The following is a 17,867-nucleotide window of genomic DNA, read 5'->3' as shown; positions in this document are numbered from 1 at the left end:
CTCCTCCGGCTCGTACGGATGGGCGAGACCAGGGCAAAGTCTACCGGCGCGTGTCGTCGTCCTGTGGGGCGTCCGTCCGCTCTTTGCGCGGAGCAGCCACCGAGCCCCCCTGACGCCCCCGCGGGAGCACCCTCAGCGCGTCTCCCATATCGGCCACTTCTGTGACCTTCATGCCGGCCGGGACCTTGCCGGGGTCGGACGGGACGAGGGCGTGCGTGAAGCCGAGCCGGTGTGCCTCGGCGAGCCTGCGCTGGACGCCGGTGACCCGTCTGACCTCGCCCGCGAGACCGACTTCGCCGATCGCGACCAGGTTCTTGGGCAGTGGGGTGTCGCTGGCGGCCGATGCCAGGGCGAGCGCGATCGCCAGGTCGGCCGCGGGCTCGGAGAGCTTCACTCCGCCGACGGTCGCGCTGTAAATGTCGCGTTTGCCCAGTGCGGTGATCCGGCCGCGCTGCTCGAGGACGGCCAGCATCATCGAGACCCGGGAGGTCTCCAGCCCCGATGTGGTGCGCCGGGGCGAGGGGATCTGCGAGTCGACCGTCAGCGCCTGCACCTCGGCGACGAGCGGACGGCGGCCTTCGAGGGTGACCGTGAGACAGGTGCCGGGGACGGGGGCGTCCCGGCGGGTGAGGAACAGGCCGGAGGGGTCGGCGAGGCCGGTGATGCCCTCGTCGTGCAGCTCGAAGCAGCCGACCTCGTCCGTCGCGCCGTAGCGGTTCTTGACGCCTCGTACGAGCCGCAGACGCGCGTGCCGGTCGCCCTCGAAGGACAGCACGACGTCCACCAGGTGCTCAAGCAGCCGCGGTCCGGCGATCGCGCCGTCCTTGGTGACATGGCCGACGAGGAGCGTGGACATGCCGCGCTCCTTGGAGGCGCGGATCAGCGCGCCGGCGACCTCGCGGACCTGGGCCATGCCACCGGGAGCGCCGTCGATCTCGGGGGATGCGACGGTCTGTACGGAGTCGAGGACCAGCAGCGACGGCTTGACCGCGTCCAAGTGGCCGAGGACCGCGGAGAGATCGGTCTCGGCGGCGAGATAGAGGTGGTCGTGCAGCGCGTTGATCCGGTCGGCGCGCAGGCGCACCTGGCTCGCGGACTCCTCGGCGGTGACGTACAGCGTGCGGTGATCGTCGCTGGCGGCCTTCGCGGCGACGTCGAGCAGCAGCGTGGACTTGCCGACGCCCGGCTCGCCCGCGAGCAGCACGACGGCCCCCGGCACCAAGCCGCCGCCGAGGACACGGTCCAGCTCGTCCACGCCGGTGGGGCGGGCGGTCGCCTGTCGGCCGTCGACCTGGCCGATGGGGAGGGCCGCGGTGGAGACGCGGCCGGCGGCGGTCGTGCGGACAGCCGGTGCGCCGTACTCCTCGACCGTCCCCCAGGCCTGGCACTCGGGGCAGCGGCCGAGCCACTTGGCGGTCGTCCAGCCGCAGTCGGTGCAGCGGTAAGACGGCCGGTCCTTCGCGGATTTCGTACGGGCAGCCATGCGCAAACCGTAGCGGGGCCCACTGACAACGCCGTCGCCACCGCCCCTGCGGGCTACTTCACGACCTCGAAGCGCAGGTGGGTGATGTCCGACGACTCCAGCGACCAGGTCCGCCGCAGCTCGACGGGCCCGCCGACATGGTCGAACAGCCGCTTTCCCGCGCCGAGCAGGACCGGGACGAGCATGATGTGGATCTCGTCCAGCAGACCCGCGTTAAGCGCCTGCTGCGCGGGAGTCGCACCGTGCACGCCGACGTGCTTGCCGCCGGCGGCCGCCCTCGCCCGCGCGATCGCCGACTCGATGCCGTCCGTGACGAAGGTGAACACGTCCGGCGCGACCACGTCCGCCGGGTCCGGCGGACGGTGGGTGAGGACGAAGCAGGGGATCTTGCCGGCCGGACCGCCGTCGCCCCAGCCGCCGTCGCCCTCGCACACGTCGTAGGAGTGCCGGCCCATCACGATCGCGCCGAGGTTTTCCACCATCTCGGCAAGGACCTTGGCGTCGGTCTCGTTCATCTCCTCAACCCACCGGTGCAGGCGGCGTCCACCCACGCCCAGCGGCTCCTCGCGGGTGTCTTCCGGCGCGGTGATGAAGCCGTCCAGTGACATCGACATACCTGAGATGACCTTGCTCATGAAGGGTTGACCGTCCTCAGCCTCGGAACTCATCGGAGCCCGGCGTACGCCGGTGGCCCGCTAGGGGTGGAATTAACGATTCCTGTCCCTCTTCGAGCGATCTGTTCACCCGAAAGGATTAAAAGTGTTCAAGGGGTACGAAGGGGATGTACTCCAGCGCCTACGGTCACGGGCGTGACGAGCAGCAGGCTGGAACCTCCCACGCACACCACCGGCGCACACCGGGCGAACCGGCGCGTGTCCCGTCCGTCCGCGCAACAGCCGCTCGCGCGCTATGAGCCGTACCTCGACGGCCTGTTCACGTACTGCCTCTCCGTGCTCTGCGACCACGAGGCGGCGACCGCGCTCCTCGGCGACGTACTCGCCATCGCCGAGCGGCAGTACGGGCGTTGCCCGGCGGGCGAGGCCGAGCGGAAGGCATGGCTGTACGCGCTCGCGCGGTGGGCCTGTCTGCGCCGGCTGACCGAACAGCGGCGCAAGCGGCAGGGGACGCACACCGGACGCCCCGCGCGGCTCGCCGCCTCCGGGGACGCCGCGCCCCCGGTCCCGGAGGAGGCCGCCGAGCGCCGCCACCGTGAACTGGCGCTGCTGGCCTGGCCGGAGGCGGCCGGGACGACACCCGAACAGCGCGAGGCCCTGGAGCTCGCCGTCCGGCACGGGCTCGGCTCGCGCGAAGTCGGCGCCGTCATCGGCCTGGACGCGAGGGCCGCGCGCGAGCTGCTGGCCGCCGCGGCCTGCGAGGTCGAGCGCACCTGGGCCGCGCTCGCCGTCGTCGAGACCGGCAACTGCCCGGCCGTCGCCCGGCTCACCGGCGATCACCAGGTGCTCCTCTCCGCCACTCTGCGCCAGGAACTCGTCCGGCACGTCGCCGACTGCCCCCGCTGCCGCCGCACCGCCGAGCGCGCGGGGGCGGGCGGGCCGTGGCCGGGGTCGGCCGTCACCCCGGCCGCGCTGCCGCTGGTCGAGGCGCCGCGGGCCGCCTCGTATGCCGCGATGCTGCGCGTACCCCGCGCCCGGGCCGCCGCGCCGCGCTTCGGCCCCGGCGGCTTCCCGCTCGACCCGAAGGACCACGCGGCCCGGCGGGACCGGCTGCGGGCGCGCGCCGTGACGACCACGGTCGTGGCGACCGTCGTCGCGGCGCCGGTGTTCGCGCTCTGGGCGGCGTACCGGGGCGCGCCGCTGACGGGGGAGGGGCGCGACGGCTCCTCGGTCTCCGCGAGCGCGGCGGACGGGCCGAATGGCATCAACGGCGAGCCGTACGACCACTACGAGAACGCGGGCAACGCGCAGGCGGAACCGGACCCGAGGTTCACGGCGGGCTCGCGCTCGCCGGACGTCTCCGTCGAGGTCATCAGCGCGGGTACCCCCCTCTCGCCGTCCCGCTCCGGCGTTTCTGGCCCGGGCCGCCTCACGGTCGAGGCTGAGCCCGCCGGCGACACGACGCGGATCACGATCACGGCCTCGGGCGGCTCCCCGGCGGCATGGTCGGCGTGGACGGACGCTCCCTGGCTGTACATGAGCCACTCCTCGGGCACGCTCAGCCCGGGCGAGTCGGTCACGATCTACGTCACGGTGGACCACGACCGGGAACCGGAGGGGCCGTGGACGGCGCGGGTGGGCGTGGACCCGTCGGGCGCGGTGGTGGAGATCGACGGCTACGGCGCGACGAGACCGCCGACACCCTCGGACCCGGCCCCGACGCCGACGGACCCGACGCCCACGCCGACGGACCCGAGCCCGGCGCCCTCTGACCCGTCACAGACCCCGACGCAGGAAGCGCCACCGGCGGACCCGCCGCCGTCGGACCCGTCCGCATCCGCATCCCCGTCGCCGAGCTGAGCCACCCGCGGCACCGGGCCACCCCGCGACCCGCGCAACGCACCCCCGCGCCGCGGACCCCCGCAGCCCGCCGCAACAGGCAATCCGCGGACGCCGCACCGCGGGCTCCGCAGGTGCTACCTCGGGTCCGCCGGGTGCGGGGCCACCAAAGGGAGCTGCGACGACAGGCGGGCCTCGCACAGCTCCGCCAGGACGTCGTACGCCTCCTTGCCCATCAGCTCCGTCAGCTCAGGGCGGTACGTCACATACACCGGCTCCCCCGCCCCGTGCGCCGACGTCGCCGACGTGCACCACCAGTGCAGGTCATGGCCGCCGGGGCCCCAGCCACGGCGGTCGTACTCCCCGATCGAGACCTGCAGCACCTTCGTGTCGTCGGGGCGCTCGATCCAGTCGTACGTACGCCGCACCGGCAGCTGCCAGCACACGTCCGGCTTCGTCTCCAGCGGCTCCTTGCCCTCCCGCAGCGCCAGGATGTGCAGCGAGCAGCCCGCCCCGCCCTCGAACCCCGGGCGGTTCTGGAAGATGCAGGACCCCTCCCAGCGGCGCGTCTGGCGTTCGCCGTCGTCGTCGGTCTGGACCCAGCCCGTCTCCGTGCCCACGTTGTGGAACTGCCACAGCTCCGGCGTCAGCCGCGCGACGTTCTCCGCGACCCGCTTCTCGTCGTCCTCGTCGGAGAAGTGCGCGCCCAGCGTGCAGCACCCGTCGTCCGCGCGGCCCGCCTGGATGCCCTGGCAGCCGCTTCCGAAGATGCAGGTCCAGCGCGAGGTCAGCCAGGTCAGATCGCAGCGGAAGACCTGTTCGTCGTCGCCGGGGTCCGGGAACTCGACCCACGCTCGCGCGAAGTCCAGGCCCTTCTCGTCGTGCTTGGAGGGCTTGATCTGCTTCGGGGGCTTGGCTTTGCCCTGCTTCGCCTTTTTCGTCTTTGGCACAGGGCAAGCGTATGCGCGTGACAGCAGTAGCGTTCCGTTCATGAGACTCGGAGTCCTCGACGTCGGTTCGAACACAGTGCACCTGCTGGTGGTGGACGCCCACCCGGGCGCCCGCCCGCTGCCCGCCCATTCGCACAAGGCGGAGTTGCGACTCGCCGAACTCCTCGACGGGGACGGGGCGATCGGACCCGACGGCGTCGCCCGGCTGATCGAGGTGGTCGGCGACGCGGTGCAGGCCGCCGAGGACCAGGGCTGCGAGCAGGTGCTGCCCTTCGCGACCTCCGCGGTGCGGGAGGCCAGCAACGCCGACGGGGTGCTGGCCCGGGTCAAGGCCGAGACCGGGGTCGACCTGCAGGTCCTGACCGGCGAGGAGGAGGCCCGGCTGACCTTCCTCGCGGCCCGCCGCTGGTTCGGATGGTCGGCCGGGAAGCTACTGGTCCTGGACATCGGCGGCGGCTCGCTGGAGATCGCGTACGGGATCGACGAGGACCCGTACGTGGCGGTGTCGCTGCCGCTCGGCGCGGGCCGGCTGACGGCCCTGCTGCCCGGCGACCCGCCCGACCCGAAGGACGTGAAGGCGCTGCGCCGCCGTATCCGGGCCGAGATCGCCCGTTCGGTCGGCGAGTTCAGCCGGTTCGGGAAGCCGGACCACATAGTGGCGACGTCCAAAACCTTCAGGCAGCTGGCCCGTATCGCGGGTGCCGCGCGCTCCGCCGATGGCCTTTACGTGCAGCGTGAACTGAGTCGTAAGTCACTGGAGGAGTGGATGCCGAAGCTCGCCGCCATGACGGTCGAGCAGCGCGGCACCCTCCCCGGCGTCTCCGAGGGCCGAGCCCGTCAGCTGCTGGCAGGAGCGCTGGTCGCGGAGGGTGCGATGGATCTGTTCGGGGCTCCGGTGCTCGAAATCTGTCCCTGGGCGCTGCGCGAGGGCGTCATTCTGCGGCGCCTGGACCATCTCCCGGCCTCCTAGCGGCGGCCCGTACCCTGTCTCCCGTGGCAGAACCAGTGGTGCGTATCCCGGATGCGAAGGTTGTCCTGTCAACGGCTTCCGTCTATCCGGAGTCGACGGCGACGGCCTTCGAAATTGCCGCGCGCCTGGGCTACGACGGCGTCGAGGTCATGGTCTGGACCGATCCCGTCAGCCAGGACATCGAGGCCCTGCGCCGTCTGTCCGACTACCACCAGGTGCCGATCCACGCCGTGCACGCGCCCTGTCTGCTGATCACCCAGCGGGTCTGGTCCACCGACCCCTGGGTGAAGCTCCAGCGGGCGCAGGCGGCGGCCGAGAAGCTGGGCGCCTCGACGGTCGTCGTGCATCCGCCGTTCCGCTGGCAGCGGCAGTACGCCCGGGACTTCGTCACCGGGATATGGCGGATGGCGCACGAGACGGATGTCCGGTTCGCCGTCGAGAACATGTACCCGTGGCGCTACCGGGACCGCGAGATGCTCGCGTACGCCCCCGACTGGGACGTCACCAAAGAGGACTACCGGCATTTCACGGTCGACCTCTCGCACACCGCGACGTCCCGTACCGACACGATGGCCATGATCGACCGGATGGGCGACCGGCTCGGCCATGTGCACCTCGCCGACGGCAAGGGGTCCGCGAAGGACGAGCACCTGGTCCCGGGGCGCGGCAACCAGCCGTGCGCCGAGCTGCTCGAGCGCCTGGCCCGTACCGGCTTCGACGGCCATGTCGTCATCGAGGTCAACACCCGGCGCGCGATGTCCGCCGCCGAACGCGAGGCCGACCTCGCCGAGGCGCTCGCCTTCACCCGGCTGCATCTGGCGTCGGCCGCGTCTTCCGGGGTGCGCGGCTCATGACCGGCGCTGCGGCTCCGCGGCGGCGCGGCCGTCCGGCCCGTACGGGAGCGGGAGAGGGCCCCGGCGCCCGCGAGCGGATCCTGGAAGCGGCCCGTACGGAATTCGCCGAGCGCGGCTACGACAAGACGACCGTCCGCGGCATCGCCAAGGCGGCGGACGTCGACCCCGCACTCGTCCACCACTACTTCGGTACGAAGGACGAGGTCTTCGCGGCCGCCATCGAGGTCTCCTTCGAGCCGACTCTGGTCATCCCGGAGATCCTGGGGCAGGGCGCGGACGGCATCGGCGAGCGGCTCGCCCGCTACTTCATCGGGGTGTGGGAAAACCCGGCGACCCGGGCCCCGCTGCTGGCGATCATCCGTTCCGCGCTCACCCACGAGGCGGCGGCGAAGGTACTGCGCAGCTTCGTACTGCGGCGGCTGCTCGAGCGGATCGCGGGCGATCTCGACGTACCGGACCCGAAATTCCGCGCGGAGCTGGCCGCCTCGCACATGATCGGCATCGCGATTCTGCGCTATGTGATCAGGGTGGAGCCGCTGGCCTCGGCGGACCCGGAGGAGATCATCGCGATGGTGGCCCCCACGCTGCAGCGGTATCTGACCGAAGCCTGAGCGGCAGCTGACCGAAGCGTGAGCCTCGCGTCCCGTATAACGGACAGACTGTCCAGATCTTGGAGCCGCGGCGTAGGCTCGACGGGAGCCTACCCGTCTGAAGGAGCGAGCGACGATGCCCGAGCTGAGGTCCCGCACTGTCACCCACGGCCGCAATATGGCGGGCGCCCGCGCCCTTATGCGGGCGTCGGGCGTAGCGGGCGCAGACATCGGCAAGCCGATCGTCGCGGTCGCCAACTCATTCACCGAGTTCGTGCCCGGCCACACCCATCTCGCCCCGGTCGGCCGGATCGTCTCCGACGCGATCCTGGCCGCGGGCGCCGTGCCCCGCGAGTTCAACACGATCGCCGTCGACGACGGCATCGCGATGGGCCACGCCGGCATGCTCTACTCCCTGCCGTCCCGCGACCTGATCGCGGACAGCGTCGAGTACATGGTCGAGGCGCACTGCGCGGACGCCCTGATCTGTATCTCCAACTGCGACAAGATCACCCCCGGCATGCTGATGGCCGCGCTGCGCCTCAACATCCCGGTGATCTTCGTCTCCGGCGGCCCGATGGAGGCCGGCCAGGCGACCCTCGTGGACGGCACGGTCCGCAAGCTCGACCTGATCAACGCCATCGTGGACGCGGTCGACGAGAACGTGTCGGACGAGGACGTCCTCCGTATCGAGGAGAACGCCTGTCCCACCTGCGGGTCCTGTTCCGGCATGTTCACCGCCAACTCGATGAACTGCCTCGCCGAGGCCATCGGCCTGGCCCTCCCCGGCAACGGCTCGGTGCTCGCCACCCACACCGCCCGCAAGGCGCTCTACGAGAACGCCGGCCGCACGATCGTCGAGATCACCAAGCGCTACTACGAGCAGGGCGACGAGTCCGTCCTGCCGCGCAACATCGCCACCCGCGAGGCCTTCGAGAACGCCATGGCGCTCGACATCGCCATGGGCGGCTCCACCAACACGATCCTGCATCTGCTCGCCGCCGCCCAGGAGGCCGAGCTCGACTACGACCTGACCGACATCGACGCCGTCTCGCGCCGCGTCCCGTGTCTCGCCAAGGTCGCGCCGAACGTCGCCCCCGGCGGCACGTACTACATGGAGGACGTGCACCGCGCGGGCGGCATCCCGGCGATCCTGGGCGAGCTCTACCGCGGCGGGCTCCTCAACGAGGACGTCCACACCGTCCACTCCCCGTCCCTCGCCGACTGGCTCAAGACCTGGGACGTGCGCGGCGGTTCCCCGTCCGCCGAGGCCGTCGAGGTGTGGCACGCGGCCCCCGGCTGCGTCCGCTCCGCGACCGCATTCTCCCAGTCCGAGCGCTGGGAGTCCCTCGACGTCGACGCCGAGAACGGCTGCATCCGCTCCGTCGAGCACGCGTACTCCAAGGACGGCGGACTCGCCGTGCTGAAGGGCAACCTCGCCGTCGACGGCGCTGTCGTGAAGACCGCCGGCGTGGACGAGTCGATCTGGACCTTCGAGGGACCTGCCGTCGTCTGCGAGTCGCAGGACGAGGCCGTCGACAAGATCCTCCGCAAGGAGATCAAGGAGGGCGACGTCGTCGTCATCCGCTACGAGGGCCCGCGCGGCGGCCCCGGCATGCAGGAGATGCTCTACCCGACGTCGTTCCTGAAGGGCCGCGGGCTCGGCAAGGCCTGCGCGCTGGTGACGGACGGCCGCTTCTCCGGCGGCACATCGGGCCTGTCGATCGGGCACGCCTCGCCGGAGGCGGCGAGCGGCGGAACCATCGCGCTCGTCGAGGACGGCGACCGCATCCGTATCGACATCCCGAACCGGTCGATGGAACTCCTCGTCCCCGAGGCGGAGTTGGCGACCCGCCGCGAGGCGCTGGGCGGTGTCTACGCGCCGAAGGACCGCGAACGGAAGGTCTCGGCGGCGCTGCGCGCGTACGCGGCGATGGCTACGAGCGCCGACAAGGGCGCGGTCCGGGACGTGTCCCGGCTGGGCTGATCCCGGTCGCACAGCCGGTCGTGCAGCAGGCTCACCATTTGGTGGGGTCCCGGGCGTCCAGCGCGAAGACGGAGCCGTCCGGGGCCGTGCCGAAGAGCTTGTCACCGGCGACGACGGGTGCGGGCAGCACCGACGCGAAGGTGTAACGCCCGTCGTCCATACGGGGTTTGGTCTGGCCGATGAGCACACCGCGTACGGCGTCCACGGCCAGCAGCCGCCCGTCCCCGGCCGTCACATACACCGCGCGGGCGTCGGCGGCGGGGCGTGAGAGATGGGTGACCGAGGTCTCCAGCCGCCACAGCTGGGCGGGCTTCGTCCCGCCGGTGCCGAGGGCGAGGAGCGCGCCGCCCGATCCGCTCAGGTAGACGGTGTCCCCGGCCACGGTCGCCTGCGCCTGGTCGACGGGCGCGGGCAGCGGGATACGGCGTACCGCGCGCGGCTTGCCCGCGGTGTCGAGTCGTACGACAGCGTCCGTGAAGCCGTCGGTGTTGGCGGAGAGCAGATACAGGAAGCCGCCCACCGACCGCGCCGGGCTCAGCGTTCCCTTGACCCGCTTTTCCCAGAGCAGGTCGCCACTGGCCGGGTCGACCGCGCTGACCAGTGTCGACGTACCGTCAGCGGAGGGTGTGACGGCGAGCGCGGGTCCGTCGCCGCCCGTGGACGCGACCCACTGGCTGCCCCTTCCGCCGCGCTGCCGGGTCCAGCGCTCCTTGCCCGTAGCGGCGTCGACGGCCCGCACCACCCCGCCGTCCGTCACCAGCAGCACCACGTCACCGGCAGGCCGGACCGTGGAGTACCGGGAGATGTCGACGTCCCAGCTGACCTCGCCGGACTCCGGGTCGAGCGCCTCGAGCCGGTCCCCGCCGGGTGCGACCACCTGCAGCAGCCCGCCGGCGAGTACGGGCGTCATGCCCTCGTCGGTCTGCGCCGCGCTGTCGCCCGTCTTCGCCGACCAGAGGGTCTTGCCGTCGGCGGGGTTGAGGCGGGTCGCCTTGATGCCGGGCGCCGTGCAGTAGAGCCCGGAGCCGGCCGACGCGCAGACCGGCGTCCTGTTCTCGTCGTCCCCGCCGCGCAGGGGCACGCTCCAGGGGCGGAAGGTCTGCTCGGCGCGGGGCACCGAGGGTGCGGGAGCCGCGGTGTCGCCGTCGCCCACGGTACGTACGACCACGATCCCCGCCGTGACCAGCACCGCCAGCGCCGCGCCCGCCCAGCGGATCTTCCGCCGGGTCAGGGGGCGGTGTCCCGCAGCGGGCACCAGGGGCGCGCTCTCGCGGGGGTCCGGGGTGCGCTGCGCCGGTATGTAGGCCTGGGTGTCGTACGACGAGGAGGGCGAGGACCCGCGCAGCGCGACCATCAACTCGTACGGCGTCGGCCGTTCCGCCGGGTCCTTCGCCAGACAGCGCCGGAACAGCGGCACGAGATCCGCCGGCACACCCGCCAAGTCCGGTTCGTTGTGCACCACTTGGTACGCCACGATGTACGGGCTGTCCGAGTCGAAGGGCCCGCGCCCGGTCGCCGCGTGCACCAGCACGGCCCCCATCGCGAACACATCGGCGGCGGGCCCGACCTCGCGCGGACGCTGGAACTGCTCGGGCGCCATGAACGGCGGCGTACCGATCAGCTTGCCCGTCTCCGTACGCAGATCGCTGTCCGCGGGACGGGAGATGCCGAAGTCGATGACCTTCGGCCCGTCGGGAGCGAGCAGTACATTGCTCGGCTTGAGATCGCGGTGCACCACGCCGACGCGATGGATGTCACGCAGCGCCTCGGCGAGACCCGCGCCCGCCTTGCGCAGTTCCTCCGAGCCCAGCGGCCCGTTCCGCTTCACCCGCTCGGCGAGCGTCGGGCCCTCGATGAACAGCGTGGCCATCCAGGGCCGTTCCGCCTCCGGGTCGGCGTCGACGACGGGCGCGGTGAAGGCGCCGCTGACCTTGCGGGCGGCCGCGACCTCCTGCCGGAAACGGGCTCTGAACTCCGGGTCCGATGCGTGTTCGGCATGGATGACCTTGACCGCGAGGCGCAACCCGGAGGCGGAAGTGGCCAGGTGGACGACGCCCATGCCGCCGTTGCCGAGGCATGCCTCAAGACGGTACTGCCCGGCATATTCCGGATGCTCCGCTTCCGGGAACCGCCCGGTGCTGCGCAGCGGTGGCATCTCCCACCCCCGTGTTGTTCGTGCGCAAGCGCGACGCACGGAGCCTAGTCGATGATGCGTGTGATGCAGGTGTGGGTTGCTAGCCTGCGCGGCGTACGGAAGAGACCGTACGGATCAAGCCACATCAACGGGGGAGAGTTTCATGGCTGTTGAAGAAGTGCAGTCCGAGAGTTTCGACGAGGCCACGGCCAAGCGCTATCCGGTCGCGCCCGGAGTGGCGCTGAACGTACGCAGTGGCCCAGGCACCAACTACCGGCTCATCAAGGTGCTGCCGGTCGGCTCTCGGGTGCCGATCAACTGCCAGAAGCCGGGTGAGTGGATCAGTGGTCCGTACGGCACCACCAACCTCTGGGACAACATCGCCAATGGGCAGTTCGTCTCGGACGCGTATGTGAACACCGGTAGCGACGGCTATGTGACGATCCGCTGCTCCTGACGGGGTGGCCGTGACGCCCGGGGATAATCGACCCCGTGAGCGAGCAGAGTAAGCAGAGCGGGACGAACGCCGGCGGCGGTCCGCAGCCCGAGCCCATCCGTTTCTTCGGCACGACCTGGATCGGCCACGACGGGGGCTACGGGCTGCGCCGCGCCGGCGTCGCCGCCGGTGCCCTCGCCGCCGCCGTAGCAGGCTGTCTCGTGCTGCGCTTGGCCTACCAGGGTCTGGCGATCGCCGACGTGGGCGGCTTCGTCAACGCGCTGGTCGTCGTGATGTTCGCGATCTGCAGCGCCGTCGCCTTCCGCAAGACCTGGGAGGGCTTCACCCGCCGCCCCACCGGTTCCGCGACCGAGGATTCGCTGCGCAGCCTCAAGGCGATCGGCTTCGTAGGCTCGCTCCTCGCCTACTTCTTCCGCTCGCTGACCGAGGCACCGGGCGAGAAGCTGCGCCGCGAGGAGTACGAGACGGCCCGCAGCCAGTACGAGAAGCGCCGCGGCGTCCGTACCGGCAACCCCGCCGCCCGCAAGGGCAAGGGCGGCAAGGCCAAGCGCAAGTAGCCACGGCCTGATCCGGTTCGTACGCTCCGACGCACGCCCGGCACCCGCACGCCCGGCACCCGCACGCCCGGCACCCGCACGCCCGGCACCCGCACGCCCGGCACCCTTACCGCACCGCGCCCGCGTCCTGATGGGCCGCGCGTGGCGGTCCGGCTGATCCCCGGCCTCAGCGCGACCTGCGCGAGAACCGCCCGACCAGCCCGACGACGCCCATCACGAGCGCGCCCCGCCACAGGCCCTCCCACAGGCTGCCGAAGAACCCCTGTGTGGTGAGCGCCTGCTGGACCACCACATCCGCGGCGACCATCAGCGCGCCCGGCACGGCCGCGACCCGCCATGGGTGGGCCGCGGCCCAGCGCCGTATCCGGCGGTCGGACGGGCTCCCCGTGCCCGGCTTGTCGCCGAGCACCGCGCCCGCCCCGCCGACCATGAAGAACAGCATCAGCGCGACCGACAGCGCGCCGGCCAGCACGCCGAGGCCGATTCCCTCGCCGATCATGCCGAGCGCGAGGGCAACGCCGCCGCCCAGCCCGCCGACCGCCGCGGCGGCGCGCCACGGCCCGAGCGTCACCGACGCGACGGCCAGCCGCCGCCGCTCGGCCTTCGAGATCTCACTGTTGTGGCTCATATGTCAACCGTCCGCCGCCCGTGCCCCCAACGCCATGGGGGATGCCCCTGACACGCCCCCCATCTCTCGACGGGCCTCATCTCTTGACGCTGCACCGCTCTCTTGACGTGGCAAGGCCGCCAGCGCATTATTCATCACATGATGAATTATTCTGGAGTTGCCGTCCTGGCCCGCGGCCTCACAGTCGTACGAGGCGAGCGCACCGTCCTGCGCGGCATCGACTTCACCGTGCCGCCCGGCCGGATCACCGGCCTCCTCGGCCCCTCCGGCTGCGGCAAGTCGACCCTGATGCGCGCCGTGGTCGGCACGCAGGCCAAGGTCACCGGAACCCTCGACATCCTCGGCAGTCCCGCGGGCGACGCCACCCTGCGCTCCCGTATCGGCTACGTCACCCAGGACCCGGCCGTCTACGACGACCTGACGGTCCGCCAGAACCTGGACTACTTCGCCTCCGTCCTGCAGCCCGGCCGCCGCCACCGCGACACCCGCCGCGACTACGTCACCCGTGCCATCGCCGACGTAGACCTCGTCTCGCACGCCGACTCCCTGGCCGGCCGGCTCTCCGGCGGCCAGCGCAGCCGCGTCTCCCTCGCCGTCGCCCTGCTCGGCACACCCGAACTGCTCGTCCTCGACGAACCGACCGTCGGCCTCGACCCCGTCCTGCGCCGTGATCTGTGGAATCTCTTCCACCGTCTCGCCGACGAGCGCGGCGCGACGATCCTCGTCTCCTCGCACGTCATGGACGAGGCGGAGCGCTGCCACCGCCTGCTCCTGATGCGCGAGGGCGAGATCCTCGCCGAGGACACCCCCGACGACCTCCGCTTCCGAACCCGCTCCCAGACCGTCGAAGCCGCCTTCCTCCACCTGGTCGACGAGGCCAACGCCCGGCAGGCCGATTCCCCGCAGCAGGCCGATCCTCAGCCCAAGGCCATTCAGGAGAACGCCCGATGAACGCCTCCCGCACCCTCGCCACCGCCGCCCGCGTCCTGCACCAGCTCCGCCACGACCCGCGCTCCATCGCACTGATGGTCTTCGTGCCGTGCGTGATGCTCTTCCTGCTGCGCTACGTGTTCGACGGCAGCGAGCGGACCTTCGACTCCATCGGCGCCTCGCTCCTCGGCATCTTCCCGCTGATCACGATGTTCTTGGTGGCCTCCATCGCCACCCTGCGCGAACGCACCTCAGGCACCCTGGAACGCCTGCTCGCCATGCCCCTGGGCAAGGGCGATCTGATCGCCGGCTACGCCCTGGCCTTCGGCCTCGTCGCCATCGTCCAGTCCCTCCTCGCCACCGGCCTCGCGCTGTGGGCACTGGGCCTGGACGTCATCGGCTCGCCCTGGCTGCTGCTCCTCGTCGCGCTCCTCGACGCCCTGCTCGGCACGGCACTGGGACTCTTCGTCTCGGCCTTCGCCGCCTCTGAGTTCCAGGCGGTCCAGTTCATGCCGGCGGTGCTCTTCCCGCAGCTGCTGCTCTGCGGCCTGTTCACGGCGCGCGAGAAGATGCAGCCCGTCCTCGAGGGCATCTCGAACGTCCTGCCCATGTCGTACGCCGTCGACGCCATGACCGAAGTCCAGCGCTACCCGGACGCCACCGGCGACTTCACCCGCGACGTCCTGATCGTCGCGGCCTGCGCGGTCCTGGTTCTGGCCATGGGCGCGGCGACGCTGCGCCGCCGCACCGCCTAGTTCCGCGTGATGGTGTCCCCGACCTTGAGCTGGCCGGGCACCGGCCTCCGAGGCGCGGGCGGGCCTGCGCTCGCCCGTACCGCCCCTCGGACGCCCCGGCACAGCCACGCCCCCGGTGCGAGGATGGCGACACGTATCCCCACCGGCGAGGTGAACAGAGCCATGACCCAGACAGTCGCAGTCCTCGGAACGGGCAAGATCGGCGAGGCCCTCCTCAGCGGCATGATCCGCGCCGGCTGGCGCCCCGCCGACCTGCTGGTCACCACCCGCCGCGCCGACCGCGCCAATGAGCTCCGCACCCGCTACGGCGTCGAGCCCGTCACCAACCCCGAGGCCGCCAAGCGCGCCGACACCCTCATCCTGGCCGTCAAGCCCCAGGACATGGGCAAGCTCCTCGACGAACTCGCTCCGCACATCACCGCGGACCGCCTTGTCATCAGCGCCGCGGCCGGCATCCCCACCTCCTTCATCGAGGAACGCCTGACCGCAGGCACCCCCGTAGTCCGTGTCATGCCCAATACGCCCGTACTCGTCGACGAGGGCATGTCCGTGATCTCGGCCGGCAGCCACGCGACCGCCGAGCACCTCACCCACACCGAGGAGATCTTCGGCGGCGTCGGCAAGACCCTCCGCGTCCCCGAGTCCCAGCAGGACGCGGCCACCGCTCTGTCCGGCTCGGGTCCGGCGTACTTCTACTTCCTCGTCGAGGCCATGACCGACGCCGGCATCCTCCTCGGCCTGCCCCGCGCCCAGGCCCACGACCTGATCGTCCAGGCCGCCATCGGCGCCGCCGTCATGCTCCGCGACAGCGGCGAACACCCCGTCAAGCTCCGCGAAGCCGTCACCTCCCCCGCCGGCACCACCATCAGTGCCATCCGCGAACTCGAGAACCACGGTGTACGCGCCGCCCTGATCGCCGCCATCGAGGCGGCCCGCGACCGCAGCCGCGAGCTCGCGTCGGGCAACGGCTGACGGTCCCGGTCACGGCTGGACGGCTGGGACGGAGTCGTCCTCCGCTACCTGGGCAGCAGCCCGATCGCCCTATAGGCGGCATCAACTCTCGGCCGGGCCATCCCCCTGGCCCGCTCGGCTCCCTTCCTCAGCACCTCATCGACGTGTCCCGGATCCGCCGCCAGCTCCGCATGTCGCTCCCTCACCGGCATCAGCAGCTCCACCACCGCCTCGGCCGTGTCCTTCTTCAAGGCCCCGTACGACTCATATACACCGGCCAGGTCGATTGGGTTCCCACCCTCACAAGCCGCCAGCATCTCGAGCAGATTCGCGATGCCCGGCTTGCCCTCGCGGTCGAACTCGACCTCACGCCCGCTGTCCGTGACCGCCCGCATGATCTTCTTGCGCACCACATCCGCGTCGTCCAGCAGATAGACGATCCCCGCCCCGGACTCGTGCGACTTCCCCATCTTCGAGGTCGGGTCCTGCAGATCCATGACCCGCGCAGCCACCGGCGGATGCGTCGCCTTCGGCACGGTGAACGTGTGCCCGTATCGCTGGTTGAACCGCACCGCCAGATCCCGCGTCAGCTCCACATGCTGGGTCTGGTCCTCACCCACAGGCACCTCATCCGTCCCGTAGGCCAGGATGTCCGCCGCCATCAGCACCGGATAGGTAAGCAGGGACAGCCGCACACTCTGCCCGGTTGCCCGCGCCTGCGTGCCCTTCTCCTTGTACTGGATCATGCGCCGCAGCTCGCTGTCCGTGGCCGTGCACTCCAGGAGATACGACAGCCGCGCGTGCTCGTCCACATGACTCTGTACGAATACGGTGCACAGCTCCGGGTCCAGCCCCGCTGCCAGCATCAGCGACGCGGCCTGCCGACTGAGTCTGCGCACCCGCGCCGGATCGTGCTCCACGGTCAGCGCGTGAAGATCGACCACGCTGAACAGCGAGTCCGCCTGGTGCTGATCGACCTCGGCCCACCTGCGCAGCGCCCCGAGGTAGTTGCCCAGCGTCAGATGCCCCGTGGGCTTGATCCCGCTGAAGATCCGCGTCATCACGCTCTCCGTCTCCTGATCGGAGCCGCCGCGTCCAGCGGCCGGACTCCCGGAGGGAGAAACGAGAACGGCCGCCGAAGCGGCGGCCGTTGAGTGCATGCGTAGGTGCCGGCCGCCGTCAGGCGGCCCACCACTGAAGGAGGCACGTACGCGTTGTCATACGTACGAGACTACGGGCCCCAGCCCCAGGTTGACAGCGGATACCGCCATCCGTAGTGTTCTCCGAGTTGTCCGACGTGAGCACCGACTTCGGCCGGTCCCCGGACAGCCATTCCGCAAGACCGACTACAAGCGAGCGACACTCCGTCGCCCGGCTTTCTGTGCGCTTTTGCGAAATGAGGAATCCGCGTTCGAATGAGCGCAGCCCCGATTAGCGTCGGGGGCCAGGATTCCGCTAAAGTCTCACTCGTCGGAACGGCCCAACAGCCGGAAAGGCAACCCGAGTTCGACCGGGAATCAGACCCGAAAGGATCTGATAGAGTCGGCACCGCCGGAAAGCCGAAAGGCCGGAAAGCGAGCCCCTTCTGACGGGGAATCGGACACGAAAGAGTCTGATAGAGTCGGAAACGCAAGACCGAAGGGAAGCGCCCGGAGGAAAGCCTCAGAAAATGTTCTGCGGTGAGTACGAAGGAAGCGTCCGTTCCTTGAGAACTCAACAGCGTGCCAAAAGTCAACGCCAGATATGTTGATACCCCGTCCATCTTCGGATGGTCGTGGTTCCTTTGAAGTCCTACTGGCCCATGTGGCGGGTAGGCATTTACACAGCGAGGATGCTGTGGACGGCAGGCCTTATTCCGGTCTGACCGTTCCGCTCTCGTGATGTGTGTCCCGATTACGGGAAAACATTCACGGAGAGTTTGATCCTGGCTCAGGACGAACGCTGGCGGCGTGCTTAACACATGCAAGTCGAACGATGAAGCCTTTCGGGGTGGATTAGTGGCGAACGGGTGAGTAACACGTGGGCAATCTGCCCTGCACTCTGGGACAAGCCCTGGAAACGGGGTCTAATACCGGATAACACTTCCTTCCGCATGGGAGGAGGTTGAAAGCTCCGGCGGTGCAGGATGAGCCCGCGGCCTATCAGCTTGTTGGTGGGGTGATGGCCTA

16 protein-coding genes and 1 rRNA gene (1 of these 17 cut by a window edge) are annotated in these 17,867 nt (G+C 70.6%); 11 read left to right on the top strand and 6 right to left on the bottom strand.

All coding sequences use genetic code 11. The features are described 5' to 3' along the window. Positions 1-40: 40 nt before the first annotated feature. Both radA and QFZ67_RS16570 read right to left on the bottom strand, forming a co-directional pair. The gene (gene radA, locus QFZ67_RS16575) at positions 41-1,483 is read right to left on the bottom strand and encodes a DNA repair protein RadA (RefSeq protein ID WP_307661864.1); all 1,443 of its coding nucleotides are present in this window, start codon (positions 1,481-1,483) and stop codon (positions 41-43) included. Between the two features lie 53 nt (positions 1,484-1,536). After that, positions 1,537-2,118, bottom strand: a complete 582-nt coding sequence (locus tag QFZ67_RS16570) for a dihydrofolate reductase family protein (RefSeq protein ID WP_307661863.1) — start codon at positions 2,116-2,118, stop codon at positions 1,537-1,539. 174 nt (positions 2,119-2,292) lie between these two features. Between QFZ67_RS16570 and QFZ67_RS16565 the strand changes: the two genes are divergently transcribed. Continuing rightward, a complete protein-coding gene (locus QFZ67_RS16565; RefSeq protein ID WP_307661862.1) occupies positions 2,293-3,957 on the top strand; it encodes a hypothetical protein in 1,665 nt (554 codons plus the stop codon). Between the two features lie 116 nt (positions 3,958-4,073). On the opposite strand, the gene QFZ67_RS16560 is transcribed toward QFZ67_RS16565, so the two are convergent. Beyond that, positions 4,074-4,886: a hypothetical protein gene (locus QFZ67_RS16560; RefSeq protein ID WP_307661861.1), complete on the bottom strand. Its 813-nt coding sequence runs from the start codon at positions 4,884-4,886 to the stop codon at positions 4,074-4,076. A gap of 40 nt (positions 4,887-4,926) precedes the next feature. Here QFZ67_RS16560 and QFZ67_RS16555 point away from each other — a divergent pair, with 40 nt between their 5' ends. The 4 genes from QFZ67_RS16555 (at position 4,927) to ilvD (ending at position 9,287) form a co-directional block, all read left to right on the top strand. Next, complete coding sequence (locus QFZ67_RS16555) at positions 4,927-5,856, top strand: Ppx/GppA phosphatase family protein (protein ID WP_307661860.1); 930 nt, start codon at positions 4,927-4,929, stop codon at positions 5,854-5,856. A gap of 23 nt (positions 5,857-5,879) precedes the next feature. Beyond that, a complete protein-coding gene (locus QFZ67_RS16550) occupies positions 5,880-6,710 on the top strand; it encodes a sugar phosphate isomerase/epimerase (RefSeq protein WP_307661859.1) in 831 nt (276 codons plus the stop codon). Continuing rightward, positions 6,707-7,321: a TetR family transcriptional regulator gene (locus tag QFZ67_RS16545; RefSeq protein ID WP_307661858.1), complete on the top strand. Its 615-nt coding sequence runs from the start codon at positions 6,707-6,709 to the stop codon at positions 7,319-7,321. The genes QFZ67_RS16550 and QFZ67_RS16545 overlap by 4 nt, the downstream gene beginning before the upstream one ends. Positions 7,322-7,436: 115 nt before the next feature. Beyond that, entirely contained in the window at positions 7,437-9,287 is a 1,851-nt protein-coding gene (gene ilvD / locus QFZ67_RS16540; protein WP_307661857.1) for a dihydroxy-acid dehydratase, read from the top strand. Between the two features lie 31 nt (positions 9,288-9,318). Here ilvD and QFZ67_RS16535 read toward each other — a convergent pair whose 3' ends face one another. Continuing rightward, the gene (locus QFZ67_RS16535; protein WP_307661856.1) at positions 9,319-11,442 is read right to left on the bottom strand and encodes a PQQ-binding-like beta-propeller repeat protein; all 2,124 of its coding nucleotides are present in this window, start codon (positions 11,440-11,442) and stop codon (positions 9,319-9,321) included. Between the two features lie 142 nt (positions 11,443-11,584). Between QFZ67_RS16535 and QFZ67_RS16530 the strand changes: the two genes are divergently transcribed. After that, positions 11,585-11,878 carry a peptidase gene (locus QFZ67_RS16530; protein ID WP_307661855.1) on the top strand — a complete coding sequence of 98 codons (294 nt, stop codon included), beginning with the start codon at positions 11,585-11,587 and terminating at the stop codon, positions 11,876-11,878. A 35-nt stretch (positions 11,879-11,913) separates the two neighbouring features. Beyond that, the gene (locus tag QFZ67_RS16525) at positions 11,914-12,435 is read left to right on the top strand and encodes a hypothetical protein (protein WP_307661854.1); all 522 of its coding nucleotides are present in this window, start codon (positions 11,914-11,916) and stop codon (positions 12,433-12,435) included. A gap of 166 nt (positions 12,436-12,601) precedes the next feature. On the opposite strand, the gene QFZ67_RS16520 is transcribed toward QFZ67_RS16525, so the two are convergent. Next, positions 12,602-13,063, bottom strand: a complete 462-nt coding sequence (locus QFZ67_RS16520; RefSeq protein WP_307661853.1) for a hypothetical protein — start codon at positions 13,061-13,063, stop codon at positions 12,602-12,604. A gap of 138 nt (positions 13,064-13,201) precedes the next feature. Here QFZ67_RS16520 and QFZ67_RS16515 point away from each other — a divergent pair, with 138 nt between their 5' ends. The 3 genes from QFZ67_RS16515 (at position 13,202) to proC (ending at position 15,720) form a co-directional block, all read left to right on the top strand. After that, complete coding sequence (locus QFZ67_RS16515) at positions 13,202-14,014, top strand: ABC transporter ATP-binding protein (protein ID WP_307661852.1); 813 nt, start codon at positions 13,202-13,204, stop codon at positions 14,012-14,014. Further along, entirely contained in the window at positions 14,011-14,748 is a 738-nt protein-coding gene (locus tag QFZ67_RS16510) for an ABC transporter permease (RefSeq protein ID WP_307661851.1), read from the top strand. The genes QFZ67_RS16515 and QFZ67_RS16510 overlap by 4 nt, the downstream gene beginning before the upstream one ends. Positions 14,749-14,910: 162 nt before the next feature. Next, positions 14,911-15,720, top strand: coding sequence for a pyrroline-5-carboxylate reductase (proC, locus tag QFZ67_RS16505; protein WP_307661850.1), 810 nt, complete (start codon positions 14,911-14,913; stop codon positions 15,718-15,720). A gap of 44 nt (positions 15,721-15,764) precedes the next feature. On the opposite strand, the gene trpS is transcribed toward proC, so the two are convergent. Then, positions 15,765-16,760 (bottom strand): tryptophan--tRNA ligase, encoded by a 996-nt coding sequence (trpS, locus tag QFZ67_RS16500; protein WP_307661849.1) that lies wholly within the window; start codon positions 16,758-16,760, stop codon positions 15,765-15,767. Between the two features lie 845 nt (positions 16,761-17,605). On the opposite strand from trpS, the gene QFZ67_RS16495 reads away from it, so the two are divergent. Next, positions 17,606-17,867, top strand: a 16S ribosomal RNA gene (locus tag QFZ67_RS16495); it runs 1,264 nt beyond the window's last position.

It is taken from the genome of Streptomyces sp. V1I1 (genome assembly GCF_030817355.1).
GTDB lineage: Bacteria > Actinomycetota > Actinomycetes > Streptomycetales > Streptomycetaceae > Streptomyces.
The sequence above is the reverse complement of the archived record's forward strand: the minus strand, read 5'-3'. Positions and strand labels throughout refer to the sequence as shown.

What these genes read in the sequence shown, in the direction of transcription:
- radA (WP_307661864.1), bottom strand. Translation starts at nt 1,483, where the DNA reads ATGGCTGCCCGTACGAAATCCGCGAAGGACCGGCCGTCTTACCGCTGC.
- QFZ67_RS16570 (WP_307661863.1), bottom strand. Translation starts at nt 2,118, where the DNA reads ATGAGCAAGGTCATCTCAGGTATGTCGATGTCACTGGACGGCTTCATC.
- QFZ67_RS16555 (WP_307661860.1), top strand. Translation starts at nt 4,927, where the DNA reads ATGAGACTCGGAGTCCTCGACGTCGGTTCGAACACAGTGCACCTGCTG.
- QFZ67_RS16545 (WP_307661858.1), top strand. Translation starts at nt 6,707, where the DNA reads ATGACCGGCGCTGCGGCTCCGCGGCGGCGCGGCCGTCCGGCCCGTACG.
- ilvD (WP_307661857.1), top strand. Translation starts at nt 7,437, where the DNA reads ATGCCCGAGCTGAGGTCCCGCACTGTCACCCACGGCCGCAATATGGCG.
- QFZ67_RS16535 (WP_307661856.1), bottom strand. Translation starts at nt 11,442, where the DNA reads ATGCCACCGCTGCGCAGCACCGGGCGGTTCCCGGAAGCGGAGCATCCG.
- QFZ67_RS16530 (WP_307661855.1), top strand. Translation starts at nt 11,585, where the DNA reads ATGGCTGTTGAAGAAGTGCAGTCCGAGAGTTTCGACGAGGCCACGGCC.
- QFZ67_RS16520 (WP_307661853.1), bottom strand. Translation starts at nt 13,063, where the DNA reads ATGAGCCACAACAGTGAGATCTCGAAGGCCGAGCGGCGGCGGCTGGCC.
- QFZ67_RS16515 (WP_307661852.1), top strand. Translation starts at nt 13,202, where the DNA reads ATGATGAATTATTCTGGAGTTGCCGTCCTGGCCCGCGGCCTCACAGTC.
- QFZ67_RS16510 (WP_307661851.1), top strand. Translation starts at nt 14,011, where the DNA reads ATGAACGCCTCCCGCACCCTCGCCACCGCCGCCCGCGTCCTGCACCAG.
- proC (WP_307661850.1), top strand. Translation starts at nt 14,911, where the DNA reads ATGACCCAGACAGTCGCAGTCCTCGGAACGGGCAAGATCGGCGAGGCC.
- trpS (WP_307661849.1), bottom strand. Translation starts at nt 16,760, where the DNA reads ATGACGCGGATCTTCAGCGGGATCAAGCCCACGGGGCATCTGACGCTG.